The sequence below is a fragment of the Paraburkholderia acidicola genome (genome assembly GCF_002362315.1).
GTDB classification, from domain to species: domain Bacteria; phylum Pseudomonadota; class Gammaproteobacteria; order Burkholderiales; family Burkholderiaceae; genus Paraburkholderia; species Paraburkholderia acidicola.
Genome location: NZ_MTZV01000001.1, coordinates 1 through 15,296 on the forward strand (window position 1 = coordinate 1; position 15,296 = coordinate 15,296).

The window sequence follows — 15,296 nt, forward strand, 5'->3', positions numbered from 1 at the left end:
GGTGTGTGCCGGTGGAGCAGACGCAGGGCGACGGATGGCTGGAGTCGGAGCAGGTGCGGGCCCTGCAGGGGTGGCTGGGAGAGCGGGTACCGGGGTATATGCAGCCGGCGATCTGGCTGGGCACGGCAGCGTTGCCGCAGACGCCGAACGGGAAGGTGGACCGTCAGGCGCTGCGCGCGCGGGCGCTGCCGGAGCGGGAACAGGAGCTAGAGCAGGCCCAGGGCGTCGACGCGGCACTGGTGCAAGGGGTGCGGATAGAGGGACTGCGTGCGCAACTGGAGTTGCGTCTGCAGGGGGTGTGGGCGCAGGTGCTGGAGCGGACGGCGGTAGGGCGGGAGGAACGGTTCCTGGAGGCGGGCGGCAACTCGGTGTCGGCGGTGCTGCTCGCAGAGCGGATCGAGGCGGAGTTTGGTCAGGCGTTCGCGGTGGCGCAGGTGTTTGCGCATGCGAGTGTAGCGGCGCAGGCGGCCTACCTGGAGGGACGGCGTCCGACGTCCACAGCATCGGCGGCTTCGGCAGCACCGGAGGTGGAGCTGGAACCGGTCGCGCAACGGCCCGTGTCGTTGGAGCCCGGTTCAACCGAAGCTGAACCCGAAACAGGAATTGCCGCAGACACCCTGGCGATCATCGGCATGGCATGCCACTTCCCCGGTGCCGAAGACCATCGCGCGTTCTGGGAGAACCTGCGCACAGGTCGCGACAGCGCGAAGGTGTTCAGCGCCGAAGCGCTACGCGCCGCGGGCGTACCGGAGCGGCTGATCGCCGATCCGCAGTACGTGCCGGTGCAGTACGGCATCGAGGGCAAGGCCTGGTTCGACGCCGAATTCTTCAACCTGTCGCCGCGCACCGCGGGCCGGATGGACCCGCCATTCCGCCTGCTGCTGCAGCACGCGTGGGCCGCGATCGAGGATGCTGGCTACACGCCCGAAGCAATCCCCGACACGGCCGTATTCATGGCGACGGGCGGCCCGCTGCGCGTAGCCGAGCCGATGGAAGAGGGTGCTCCTGGCAACTCCGACGATTACGTCGACTGGCTGCTGGCGCAGCCCGGCACCGTCGCCACCATGGTTTCGTATCAGCTCGGACTGCAAGGCCCGAGCTATGCCGTCCACGCCAATTGCTCGTCGTCTCTCGTGGGCGTGCACGCTGCCGCGCAGAGTCTGCGGAGCGGTGAAGTACGGACGGCCCTCGTCGGCGCGGCCAGCCTGTTTGCCGAGGACAGCCTGGGCTACCGCTACGAACCCGGCCTGAATTTCGCCAGCGATGGCCATTGCAAGACCTTCGACGCACGCGCCGACGGCCTCGTGGCCGGCGAAGGTGTGGCCGTGATCCTGCTCAAGCGCGCCCGCGACGCGGTGGCCGACGGCGACCATATCTACGCGCTGCTGCGCGGCGTGGCGGTGAACAACGACGGCGCGGACAAGGCCGGCTTCTATGCACCGAGCGTGCGCGGCCAGTCGGCGGTGATCGAACAGGCGCTGCGCCAGGCGCGCATCGATCCGGCGCAGATCGGCTACGTGGAAGCCCACGGCACCGGTACGCGGCTGGGCGACCCGATCGAAGTCACTGCACTGAGCGAAACCTACCGGCGTCACACGGACGCGCGGCAGTACTGCGCGATCGGCTCGGTCAAGAGCAACCTGGGCCACCTGGACACGGCGGCGGGGCTGGCGGGCTGCATCAAGCTGGCGCTGAGTCTGGAACACGGCGAGATTCCGCCGACGCTGCATTACCAGCAACCCAACCCGGCGATCGATTTCGCCGCTTCGCCGTTTTACGTTGCCGAACGGCTGCAGCCCTGGCCGCCCGGTCCGCGGCTGGCTGGCCTGAGCGCCTTCGGTATCGGTGGCACCAACACCCACGCCATCCTCGAGGCTTATCTGCAGCCGGCCACACGAACGCAGCACGAACCGGCGCCCGGCATGCTGCAGGTCCTGCCGTTGTCGGCGACGCAGGCGGAACGCTTGCCCGTGTATGCCCGCCGTCTCGCCGATTTTCTGCGCAGTCCGCAAGCGGCCGGGCTATCCCTCGCGGACGTCGCCTACACCCTGCAGACAGGCCGTCGGGCGATGAAGGCGCGTTGTGCCTTCGTCGCTGCGGATGTCGGCCAGTTGCTGGCGGCGCTGGATAGCTATGCCGGCTCCGCCGTGACAACGGATGCCACTGCCGCAGCCCCGACGGCCCTCGCAGCGTCGACGGATGCCACGGCCGCAGCCCCGGCGGCCCTCGCAGTGTCGACGGATGCCACGGCCGCAGCCTCAGCGGCCCTCGCAGTGACGACGGATGCCACGGCCGCAGCCCCGGCGATCCTCGCAGTGCCCACGGATGGCTGGCAACTGCAGCGCGACGCCCACGCCCTCGCCGCCGCCTGGCGACAGGGCGAGCAGGTGGACTGGGCGGTCCTGCAGGCGGCGGCGCCCTGGTCGGCGCGCCGCGTCAGTCTGCCCACCTATCCCTTCGCGCAGCAGCGCTGGCAGCGTGCGGAGGCTCGTTCGGCGCCAGCCGCGCACGCGGCCGTGCTGCATCCCTTGCTACATCGCAATACCTCCGACTTCGCCGGGCAACGCTACAGCTCGCGATTCAGCGGCAAGGAATTTTTCCTGGCCGATCACGTCATGGGCGGCCACCGTGTCTTGCCTGGCGTGGCCCATCTGGAAATGGCCCGCGCGGCGTTGATCCTCGCTGCGGCCGCGCCACTGGTTTCGGTCGAGTTGCGCGACGTAGTGTGGATTCGTCCGATCGGTGTGGATGCTGCACTGGACGTTCATGTGGCTCTGCGGCCGCAAGCCGATGGCGCAGCGAGTTTCGAAATCTATAGCCATCCCGATGGCGCGGGCGAACCGATCGTACACAGCCAGGGCCGGGCGATCCCGGTCCAGACAGTCGAGGCGGCGCGGCTGGAACTCGACGCGCTGCGCGAGCGGATCAACCGGCCGCATCTCGATGCAGAAGCCTGTTACCGCGGTTTCGAACAAAGCGGCGCGCACTACGGGCCGGCCTTTCGGGCTATGGAGCAGTTGTGGCTCGGTGACGGACAAGGCCTCGCCAGGCTGGTCTTGCCGATGGCCGCGCGCAGCGGCGCCGATCGCTACGGCCTGCATCCGGGCATGCTCGACGCTGCCGTGCAGGCGGCCTTTATCAGCATCGATGCAATGCGCGCCGCGGCCGGCGTCGCTGGGGCGGAACAGGGCGGCTCACTGCCCTTTGAGCTGAAAGCCCTGCAACTGCTGGCACCTTGCCAGCAACAGATGTGGGTCTGGGTGCGGTATGCCCAGGGCGCCGGTGTGGGCGACAAGGTGCAGCGCATGGATGTGGATCTGTGCGATGAAGAAGGTCAGGTCTGCGTGCGCCTGCGTGGCCTGGCCCGCCTCGCCACGTCGGCGCCGAAGCCGGCCGAGTTGCCATTGCCATTGCCGTTGCAACTGCCGCAATGGACGGACGCACCCCTCGATGCCGACGCCACCGAGCCCGCCTACGCACAGCGCCTTCTGCTGCTGTGCGCAGTGCCAGCACACGGACTAGAACCCGAATCGACTGTCGAGCGTATCGAGCGCGTGCGCTCGGGCCCAGGTCTCGACAGCGTCCAGGATTACGCCTTGCGTCTGCTGTCTCGCGTGCAGACCTTCGTGCGGGAAAAGCCGCGCGGACGCTGTCTGCTGCAGATCGTCATCCCGATCGACGGCGACCTGGCCTGTCTGGCGGCACTTTCCGGGCTGGTGCATTGCCTGCGCCTCGAGCATCCGGGCGTCAGTGCGCAGTTGATCACGGTGGACCCGGATATCTCCGCCCAGGCGCTGTCCGTCCTGCTGCGCGAAGAGCGCCGGCAGAACGCCGACGCCCATGTCCGCTATTGGCAGAACCGGCGCCAGCGCAAGATCCTCCAGGCCCTGGCGATCGCGGCTCCGGCCTCAACGCCGCAGCCGTGGCGGCAGGGCGGCGTCTATCTGATCACCGGTGGGGCTGGCGGTCTCGCGCGCGTGTTCGCGCAGGAGATCGCAGCACGTTGCGAAGGAGCCGGCATCGTCCTGCTGGGACGCTCGGCGCTCGCCCCCGCGCAGGAGGCCTGGATGGAGCGCCTGCGCCAGGACGGCACGCGGGTGATCTATCGTCAGAGCGACGTCACCGATGCCGCGGCGGTCGCGGCTGCAGTGCAGGCGGCGCAGGAACTGGGGCAACTGCGCGGCGTGCTGCACGCGGCAGGCGTTCTGCGCGACGGTCTGCTGTTGAACAAAACCCAGCAGCAGGCGCAGGCGGTACTGGCGCCCAAGCTGGCGGGAACCCTGATCCTGGATCAGGCGACGCGTCAGCTCGACCTGGATTTCTTCGTGTTGTTTTCGTCGGTATCGGCGCTGGGCAGCGTGGGCCAGAGCGATTACGCCGTAGCCAATGCGTTTCTGGACGAATTCGCAGCGTGGCGCCATGCCGGCGTGGCACGCGGCGAGCGCCGCGGACGCAGCCTTTCCATTGCATGGCCGTTGTGGGCGGAAGGCGGCATGCGGCCGGAAGCGGCCGCGCTCGCCGGGGTGCCCGATGCGTTGCTTCCGCGCGCGCTGTCCAGCGCGCAGGGGTTGGCCTGTTTTTACGAGGCGCTCGCCTGCGGTCATACGCAGGTCGTTGTCTCGGCCCCGGCCCAGGTCCCGGCCTCCGCGCCTGCCACCACGCCGGCGGCGCTCGCCACCGCTGCGACAGTGCCCACCATCACACCAGAGGCGTCCGCGCCGGCGCCGGCGGCGCGCATCAGTGCGGCGCTTTCCGCATCTCCGTCCTCGTATAAGGCTGCTTCCATGGCTAGCGCTGCCGTTTCCTCCATCGACACCGAGGCCCTGGGCGCGCGCCTGCGCGGCGTCGTGCTGGGCCTCGTCACCCAATTGCTGGGGGTAGCGGCAGGACAGGTCGACCTGGACGAAGAGTTCAACGCCTTCGGCTTCGACTCGATCAGCTTGACCAATCTGGCCAACCGCCTCAATCAGGAACTGCGGTTGAACCTGACGCCGGCGATCTTCTTCGAGCATGCCTCGGTCAATCGCTTTGTCGAGCATCTGCTGGACGAGCACGTCGAGCGCCTCGGTGCGCTGGTGCCGGACCGTCCGGTCGCCGCCGCGGTAGCGCCACCGGTCATTCAGCCCGCGCCTGTCATCGCGGCAGTATCGCCGGCCCTCGAGTCGGCGCCTGTCGCCGCAGCGATCCCGGCCACCCCCGACCCGACGACCGCCCCGGCCGCAGACACAGACGACATCGCGATCATCGGCATGAGCGGACGCCTGCCGATGGCCGAGGACCTCGACCACTACTGGGACAATCTGCTGGCCGGTCGCGACTGCATCAGCGAGATTCCGGCCGACCGCTGGGACTGGCGTGAGATCTACGGCGATCCCCTGCGCGAGCCGAACCGGACCGATGCGAAATGGGGGGGCTTCATCGACGGGGTCGCCGATTTCGATCCGCTGTTCTTCGGTATCTCGCCGCGCGAGGCCGAGGCGATGGATCCGCATCAGCGCCTGTTGATGAGCTATGTGTGGCAAGCGCTGGAGGATGCGGGCTACACGCGTCAGGCGTTGTCCGGCAGCGATACCGGCGTGTTCGTCGGGTTGGGCGGCAGCGATTACGGCCAGCGGGTAGTGGCGGCCGACGGCGGCGTGGAGGGGCACACCCTGATGGGTCTGCTGCCGTCGATGGCGCCGGCGCGCATGAGCCACTACATGAACTGGCACGGCCCCAGCGAATTCATCGATACGGCCTGCTCATCGTCGCTGGTCGCGGTGCACCGCGCAGTGCAGGCGATCAAGGCCGGCGATTGCGGCCTGGCGGTGGTCGGTGGAGTGATGGCGATTCTCTCGCCGACCTCGCACATCGGCTTCAGCAAGGCCGGCATGCTGAGCAAGGACGGTCGCTGCAAGACCTTTTCCAGCGAGGCAGACGGTTACGTGCGCGGCGAGGGCGTCGGCATGCTGGTGCTCAAGCGCCTGTCCGCGGCCCGCGCCGATGGCGACTGCATTCACGCGGTGATCCGCGCCAGCGCGGTCAACCACGGCGGCCGTGCCAACACGCTGACTTCACCGAATCCCGCGGCGCAAGCCGAGCTGATCGAGCGCGCGTATCGCAAGGCCGGCATCGCGGTCGAGCAGGTCGGCTATATCGAAGCGCACGGTACCGGTACGAAGCTCGGCGATCCGATCGAAATCAATGGACTGAAAAGCGCCTTCAAGGCGCTGGGGCACGAAGGGCGCAGCGGCTGGTGCGGGCTGGGCTCGGTGAAGACCAATATCGGCCACCTGGAGTTGTCCGCGGGGGTCGCCGGTTTGCTGAAACTGGTTCTGCAATTGCGGCACCGGACGCTCGTGGCCAGCCTGCATTGCGAACAGATCAATCCGTATATCGAACTGGAAGGCAGCCCGTTTTATCTGGTGCGTGAAAACCGTCCCTGGCCGGAGGGGCGCGACGCCGCCGGTCGGCCGGCGCCGCGCATGGCCGGAGTCAGCTCGTTTGGCTTCGGTGGCGTCAATGCGCATGTTCTGGTGCAGGAATACACCCCGCACATTAACGCGGTCGCCGACGACGAACCTGCGCTGATCGTGCTGTCAGCGCGGAACGAGACCTCGCTGCGCGAACGCGCCCGCGCGCTGCTGGCTTATCTCGAGCGCCGCGGGCTGGACACGGCGACGAGCGTTGCTGCCCCCGATGAGCGCGTCGCGCTGGAACAGCGCATACGCCTCGTGCTCGCCGACCTGCTGGGCGTCGATGTACAGGAGATCAGCGCCGAAGAAAGCTTCGAGAACTACGGCCTCGACACCCTGGCCAGGAACCGCCTGGCGGCGGCTCTCGAGGAGGTGTCGCCCACGGTGCTGGCCAGCGTGTTGCGCGCCACCTCGGCGGCGCAACTGGCCGAGGTTTTGCTGGCTGAGACCGGTCGTCCGGTGGCGTCGGCCGACGGCCCGGCGGTGCGCCTGCGCGATCTGGCCTATACGTTGCAAGTCGGACGCGAGCCGATGGAGCACCGGCTCGGTTTCGTCGCGGCCTCGTTTGCACAGTTGCGGGAGCGTCTGCAGGATTTCCTCGCGGGACAGGACGGCGTGGCGGAGCTCTATCAAGGGCAGTTCAAGGCCGGCAGAAACAGCCTGGCTCTGCTGAGTGCCGACGACGATATGGACAGCACCGTGGCCTCATGGGTGGCCAGGAAGAAATACGCGTTGATGCTCAGGATGTGGGTCAACGGTCTGGAGATGGACTGGCGCCTGTTGCATGCCGGCAGGCAGCCGCAGCGCATCAGCCTGCCGGGCTATCCGTTTGCCAGTCAACGCTGCTGGATAGGCGAGGCGCCTGCGGCGCCGGTGCAGGTGGATCAGCGCGCTTTTGCCATCGCTGAGCCGGGTGAAGCACCCGAATCGGCACAACTGCTGCTGCCCGTGTGGGACGCGGCCTATCCCGAACTGCTCGAAGCCGTGTCGCCCGCAGGACAGGTCCTGTTCTGCGGCGACGATCGGGCGCTGGACGCGTGGCGTGCCAACGGCGCAACCCAGCAACCGATCGTGGTGCCGCCGGACGCCAGCGTCGAAGCCCTCGCTGCGCAACTCGGTGCAGCAGGCGTCATCGGCGAAGTACTGTTCGTGGCCCCCGATGCGCTCGACGCCGGCGCTCATGATTCGATGCTGATCGAGGCGCAGCAACAAGGCGTGCTGCGCCTGTTCCGCCTGGTCAAGGCGCTGCTCGCCGCCGGCTACGGTTTGCGCGATCTGGTCTGGACCATCGTCACCACCCAGGCCGTGGACATCGGCGACGGCAGCCCGCTGCGGCCTGCCCATGCCGGCGTGCATGGCCTCGCTGGGGCGATGGCGCGCGAATATCCGCACTGGCGCCTGCGCGTCGTCGACGCGGCATCGGACGAGGCGATCGACTGGCCGTTGTGGCGCCGTCTGCCCTATGCCGACGATGGCGCCGCCTGGTGCCGACGTCGCGGCGAGTGGTTCCGCCAGAGCCTGCTGGCGTATCGTCCCGATCTTACGCCGACGCCGCTGCCTTACCGGCAGGGTGGCGTGTATCTGGTGATCGGCGGTGCGGGTGGTCTCGGCGAGGTATGGAGCCGGCACATGATCGAGCGCTACCAGGCGCAGCTGATCTGGTTGGGGCGCAGCGCGATGAACCCGCAGATCCAGCAGCGCATCGATGCGCTGGCGAAACTGGGACCGGCCCCGCGCTATATCCAGGCCGATGCCTGTGACGAGGCTGCCTTGCGCCGCGCGAGCGTCGAGATCGGCGCGGCGTATCCGCGTCTGCACGGCATCGTGCATTCGGCTCTGGTGCTGGCCGACCAGGGTCTTGCATCCATGCAGGAAGCGGAGTTCGCCGGCGCGCTGGCGGCCAAGGTCGATACGGCCGTCCTGGTGTCGCGCGTATTCGGCGGCGCGGCGCTGGACTTCGTGCTGTTCTTCTCTTCGATGATGTCTTTCGGACGCGCGGCGGGGCAGAGCAACTATGCCGCCGGCTGCGTGTTCACCGATGCATATGCGCGCCGCCTGGGCCAGCTGTGGTCCTGCCCGGTGAAGACCATCAACTGGGGCTACTGGGGCAGCGTCGGCATCGTCAAACATGCCGATTACCAGGCGCGCATGCGCAAGGCTGGCGTGGGCTCGATCGAGCCGGCTGAAGGTATGGCGGCACTCGACACGCTGCTGCGCACGCCGTTACCGCAACTGGGCTTCATCAAGACGCGCGCCGGCGTGTCGGGCGACACGGTGCGCCAGTATGCCCGCGAGATTCCCGCGCTGACCGCGCAGATAGTCCTCGATACAGCCTCGGTTCCGGCCGCGCCGGAACGCGCGGATCTGCTATTCGCTGACCCGCATCTGGAGCGCCTCGTCAAGGGATTGCTCGCACGTCAGCTCGATGCGTTAGGCGATCGTCCGGTCCTGCCGCTTTACCATCGCTGGCTGGCCGAGAGCCGGCGCGTGCTCGCCGAAGCACTCCCTCCCTCAGCTACGGCCGATGCGTTATGGCGCGAGTGGACGGCCTATGCGCAGACACATCGCCGCCGCGATGGCAGCGCGCCCGAACTGGAGCTGCTGCAGCATTGCCTGCAGGCGCTGCCCGAGATCCTGAGCGGACAGCGCCCTGCGACCGAGGTGCTGTTCCCGCAATCCTCGCTGGCGCTGGTCGAGGCGATCTACCGCGGCAATCCGGTCGCGGATCTGTTCAACGGCCAGCTTCAGCAATGGGTCTCGGCCTACGTACGTGAGCGCCTCGCGCACGACCCGCAGACGAAGCTGCGCATCCTCGAGGTCGGCGCCGGCACCGGCGGCACCAGCGTCGGTCTGCTGGCGGCCTTGCAGCCCTGGCGCACGCAGATCGCGGAATACAGCTTCACCGATGTCTCGCGGGCTTTTTTGATCCAGGCGCAGGAGCGCTTCGCCACCGATTTCCCCGCTCTGGTCACACGGCTCTTCGACGTGGAGCAGCCGCTGGCCGGGCAGGGTGTGCCCGCCGATCATTTCGACGTGGTGGTCGCCGCCAATGTGCTGCACGCCACCGGCGATATCCGGACTGCCTTGCGCAATGCGAAGGCAGCCTTGCGCAGCGGCGGGGTGCTGCTACTGAACGAAATCGCTGGTCAGTCGCTGTTCACCCATCTGAGCTTTGGCTTGCTGGAAGGCTGGTGGCGCTATCGCGACGAGGCCGTGCGGCTGCCGGCCAGTCCGGCGCTGAGTCCGCTGAGCTGGCAGCGTGTGCTGCACGGCGAAGGCTTTGGCGAGATCGGCTTCCTGCTGGAAGGGCAGCATGAGCTCGGTCAGCAATTGATCGTCGCTCAGAGCGATGGGCGGGTTCGGCAGTCTTCGGGCGGAGCTGGGGTGTCTGTAGTTGCTTCGGCAGCAACGGTGGCAACGATGGCTTCGGCGGCATCGGTGACTGCGCCGGTGGCGGCCGCCGTCGCCGATGAGGTAGCGGTTGCGATGGCCGCGCCGGTCGCGATCGACGCTGGCGTGGCGCGCGTACTGCTGGAAGCGCTCTGCCGCACGCTGAAACTGGATGCGGCGCAGGTCGATCCGCAGATGGCGTTCTCCGATTACGGCGTCGATTCCATCCTGGGTGTGGGTCTCGTCAAGCAGCTCAACGACCGTCTGGGCATTGAACTCAACACCACGATTCTGTTCGAGCACAGTTCGCTCGAGCGCCTGACCGCGCACATCCTGCAGCGCTACCGCAGCGAAGCGACTGTCGCCCTGACGGCAATTGCTGTTGCTGCACCGAACGCCAGTGCCTTGACATCCGCCGGCACTGCACCTGCCGCCGCTGTTCTGACAGCCGCCGTCACTGCACCGACCGTCGCTGCATCGGCATCCGGTATCACCGCACCAGCCGCCGCTGTTCTCGCATCCGCTGTCGCTGCATCAACTGCCGCCGTCGCGGCACAGCCCGTCGCTGCACCGGCCGCCTATGTCACTGCATCGAAACAGGAACCGGCTGACGCGCCCGGGCGTTCCGGGCAGTTCGACACTGTCCCGACCAGGCACCGCGAAACCGACACCACACCCATCGAAATCGCCGTGATCGGCATGTCGGCCCAGGTGCCAGGCGCCACCGACATCGAAGGCTTCTGGCACAACCTGATGCACGGCGTGGACGGCGTCACCGAGCTGCCCATCGACTACATGGACCGCTCGCGCAAGGACGGGGCGAGCCAGGCCTACTACCAGTGGGGCGGCACGCTCGCCGAGCGTGCCTGCTTTGATCCGCAGTTCTTCAGCATCTCCCCGCGCGAAGCGAAGTCGATGAGCCCGCACCAGCGCCTCGTGTTGCTCGAGAGCTGGAAGGCGCTCGAGGACGCCGGCTACGATCCGAAGAGCCTTGCCGAGCGCAACGTCGGCAGCTTCGTCGGTGCAGAGCCCGCCGGCTATTTTCACGAGACCTTCACCGGTTCGTCCGATGCCATCATCGCGGCGCGGCTGGCCTATTTCCTCAATCTCAAGGGGCCGGCGCTCGTGGTCAACACCGGCTGCTCCTCGTCGGCCACGGCGCTTCACCTCGCGTGTGAAAGCCTGCGCCACGGCGAGAGCGAACTGGCGCTCGCTGGCGGCGTGTTCGCCGTGCTCAACGAAACGGGCCTCGTCAGCCTCGCCCAGCTGGACATGCTGTCGGCCAGCGGACGCTGTCACAGCTTCGATGCCGCCGCCGACGGCACAGTGTTCTCTGAAGCGGTCGGCATGGTGGTGCTCAAGCGCCTCGACGATGCCGTGCGCGACGGCGATCCGATCTACGCCACCATCGTTGCCAACGGCATCAATCAGGACGGCGCCAGCAACGGCATCACCGCGCCCAACGGCATGGCGCAGGAACGGCTGCTGCTGGAAACCTGGCGCAAGTTCGGCATCGATCCGCGCCGCATCGGCTATGTCGAGGCGCATGGCACCGGTACGCGCCTTGGCGACCCGGTCGAGGCCAATGCCTTGCAGCGCGCCTTCCGCGTCCATACGCAGGACGAGCGCTATTGCGCGGTCGGCAGCGCCAAGGCGCATGTCGGCCATACCGCAGCCGCCTCGGGTGTGATCGGCCTGATCAAGCTGCTGTTGAGTTTCAGGGACGGCCGCACGCCTGGTCTGTTGCATTTCCGCGAACTGAACCCGCTGATCGAATGGCAGGAATCGCCGTTCTTCATCCCGACGGCCAGCCGCGAGTGGCCCGCAGAACCTGGGCGTCCGCGCATGGCCGCGCTCAACAGCTTCGGCCACAGCGGCACCAATGTGCATCTGGTGCTCAAGGAATATGTCGAGCCGGCCGCCGTGCCCGCCGTTGTGTCTGCGGTGCAGGGGCCGGGCTGGTATCTGCTGCCGTTGTCGGCGGCCAGCGAGCCGCGCCTGCGCGCTTATGCCGGCAAGCTGGCGCAGTTTCTGGAGCGCGAAGCCGTCACCCTGGGCGACCTCGCGCATACCTTGCAGTACGGGCGCATCGCGCTGAAGCGGCGCTGGTGCGTGGTGGCGCGCGACGTGCAGACCGTGCTCGCGCAGTTGCAGGCCTATGCCGACGGAAGTGCCAGTGACAGCGCTGGCGTGCACGGTCTTGCCGATGGCACCTTGCTGACAGATAGCATCGACGCCTCGATTCCTGCGGACCTGGCGGCGTTGGCCAGAGGCTGGGCCAGTGGCGAAAAGATTGCGTGGCCAGCCGCCGCTCATGCCGTGCGCCGCATCCGCCTGCCCAGTTATCCGTTTGCGAGAGACCGTTACTGGGTGGATGGGACGGTGGCCGCGCCCACGCCCGCGCCAACGGTCGCATCCACAGTCACGAGGCGCACACCGGCGCATCCGTTGCTGCACGAGCAGGTCGACATCGAGTCCGGCTCCCGCTTCAACGCCCGCTTCACCGGCGAGGAGGCATTTTTCCGCGACCACCAGATTCTGGGCCGTCCCACCTTGCCCGGCGCGGCGTATCTGGAAATGGCCGCCGCCGCCGCCGCCCGCGTACTCGGCACCGATGCGCTGCGTCTGAGCGCGGTGGTGTGGAGCCGCCCGCTGCAACCGATGGCCTCGGTAGACGTGAGCCTCGAACTGCGGGCGCAGGGAGAGAGCCTGAGCCGCTTGCGCTTCGAGATCTCCGCGGCCGGGCAGTTGCACTGCCATGGCATGGTGGCTATCGACGAGGCCAGCGAGCCTGGACAGCAGGACCTCGGCGCGCTGCTGGCGCGCATGGACGCGCAAAGCGTCGAGCACGCCGAATGCTATGCCGCCTTCGACGCCGTGGGCATCCACTACGGCCCCAGCCACCGCGCGATCGAGCGTCTGCATATCGGCAGGGACGAGGCGCTGGCGCGGCTGGTGCTGGATCGTGCGGCCGTGCAGGACAGCGGCGCGTATCGTCTGCATCCGGGCCTGCTCGACGCGGCCTTGCAGGCCACTCTGGGCTTGAGTACAGGGAGTGCGCGCGGCGCGTACGTGCCGTTTGCGCTGGAGCGCCTGGAAGTCCGGGCGGCGACCGGCCAGCGGTTGTGGGCCTGGGTGCGCTATGCGCAGGGAACCCGTCCCGGCGAGGCCCTGCGCAAATACGATATCGATCTGCTGGACGAGCAGGGTGGCCTGATCGCTCGCCTGTCTGGTTTTGCCTTCCGTCCCGCCGAAGCGCCCGCGTCCGTCGGCGCCGGCGACGGTGCCCTGCTGTGGCGCCGCGACTGGCAGCCGTCTGCGGCACTGGCCGACGGCGGCGCGACGCCGGTACGGCGCAGCGTGCTGATATCGGACCGCGCGGACCGGTTGTTCGACGATCCCGCCGATGGCTCCCTGCTCGCGCACCTCCACATCGACAGCGCGCAGGAGAGTCCAGCGCGGTGGTATGGGCGCGTGCTGGGCGAGTTGTTCGACCTGGTCAAGGCGCAGACGCAGGCGGCGCAGCCTTGCCTGTTGCAGGTCGTCGTGCCGAGCCGCGGCCAGGCGGAGTTGTTATCGGGTTTGTCGGGCCTGCTGCGCACGGCGACGCTGGAATTCCCGCGCCTGTCCACCCAACTGCTGGAGTTCGATGCCGCTCCGGTTGGTCTGGCAGGCCTGCTCCAGGACAACGCCCGACAACCCGCGCAGGCCCACCTGCGTTACCAGGACGGCGTGCGCCTCGCACCGGCCTGGGACGAGGTGGCGCACGCGGCCGATGTGCCCGCGCTGCCCTGGCGCGAGCGCGGCGTGTATCTGCTCACTGGTGGCCTCGGCGGTCTGGGCCGCCTGCTTGCCACCGAAATCCTGGCTCAGGCACCCGGCGCGACGGTGGTGCTGTGCGGCCGCGCCGCACCCGATGCGGACGCGGCACAGTGGCTTGCGCGCACGGGCGCGGCGGCTGGCGGGCTGGTGTATCGCCAGGCCGATGTGAGCGACGCCGCGCAAGTCCAGGCAATCGTCGCCGAAATCGTGGACCGCTTCGGCGCCTTGCACGGCATCGTGCACAGCGCGGGCGTGCTGCGCGACAGCTATCTGCCCGGCAAAACGCCAGCGCAGATCGCAGCGGTGCTGGCGCCCAAGGTGGCCGGCACCGTGCACCTCGATCAGGCCACCCAGGCACTGGACCTGGACCTGTTCGTGTTGTTCGCCGCCGGCGCGGGTGCCCTGGGCAACCCAGGCCAGGCAGACTACGCCGCCGCTAACGCCTTCCTCGACGCCTATGCAGGATGGCGCAACCGGCAGGTGGCAGTGGGTGGTCGCCGCGGTCAGACCGTGGCGATCGATTGGCCCCTGTGGGCCGACGGCGGCATGCGCATCAGCGACACCTTGCGCGCAGCGATCGAAGCCAGCAACGGCATGCGCGCGCTGGAGCGGGACGAGGGCATGAGCGCGCTGTATCGCAGCATTGCCAGTGGGCACGCGCAACTGCTGGTGGGCGCCGGCGAACACACGCGCCTGCGCGCATGGATGCAGCGTCTGCGCGCGGCGCCGGCCGTAGCTTCGGAACCCGTCGCAACGCAGGTTGCAGGTCGCGCGCTGAAGGACCGCACGCGCCAGTTCCTGCTCGACAGCGCGGCGGCCATCCTGGAGCTGCAGGCGCAGGACCTGGACCCGCGCGAAGAACTCAGCGATTACGGGTTCGATTCGATCACCTTTACCGAACTCACTCACCGGTTGAACCGCCAGTTCGATCTCGAACTGGTGCCTACGGTGCTGTTCGAATATCCGACCATCGCCAAGCTGACGGCACATCTGCTGGAGAGCTTCCCGGCAGCGCTCGCACGCGCTTTCCCGGATGGCCCGGCGGTTGCGCAGGCGGCCGCCGCGGAATCCGTCGTGGTGCCAATCCCGGCACCAGTGCCAGCAGCCGCTCCGGCGACAGCTGCCATGCAGCCGCCGACCCGGTCCGATGCAGCCCGTGGCGCCGTGGCGATCATCGGCATGAGCGGCCGTTTCCCCGGCGCCCCTGATCTGGCAGCGTTCTGGCAGGTTCTTGCCGAAGGTCGCGATTGCATCGAGGACATCCCCGCCGACCGCTGGGACTGGCGCGAGTACTACGGCGACGCCGCCGACGGTGGCAGGCAGACCACGGTCAAGCAGGCCGGCTTTATCGAAGGTGTGGCCGAATTCGATCCGCTGTTCTTCGGTATCACGCCGCGCGAAGCCGAACTGATGGACCCGCAGCAGCGCCTGTTGCTGACGCACGCCTGGGCGGCGATCGAGGATGCCGGTTATGCGCCCTCCAGCCTCGCGGGCGGACGCACCGCGATCTTTGCAGGCACCGCGCCCAGCGGTTACAGCAGCCTGATCGAACAGGCCGCGATGGGCCTGGACGGACATAGCTCCACCGGCTCGGTTGCCTCGGTGGGACCGAACCGCCTCAGTTATCTG

1 protein-coding gene (running past one end of the window) is annotated in these 15,296 nt (G+C 68.1%); it reads left to right on the forward strand.

Annotation, left to right across the window (positions count from 1 at the left end):
• Positions 1-11 precede the first annotated feature (11 nt).
• On the forward strand, positions 12-15,296 hold the 5' portion of the coding sequence (locus BWP39_RS00005; RefSeq protein WP_207556499.1) for an SDR family NAD(P)-dependent oxidoreductase. It continues 1,500 nt past the right edge of the window; the window shows 15,285 of its 16,785 coding nt (coding positions 1-15,285); its start codon is at positions 12-14; the stop codon falls past the right edge of the window.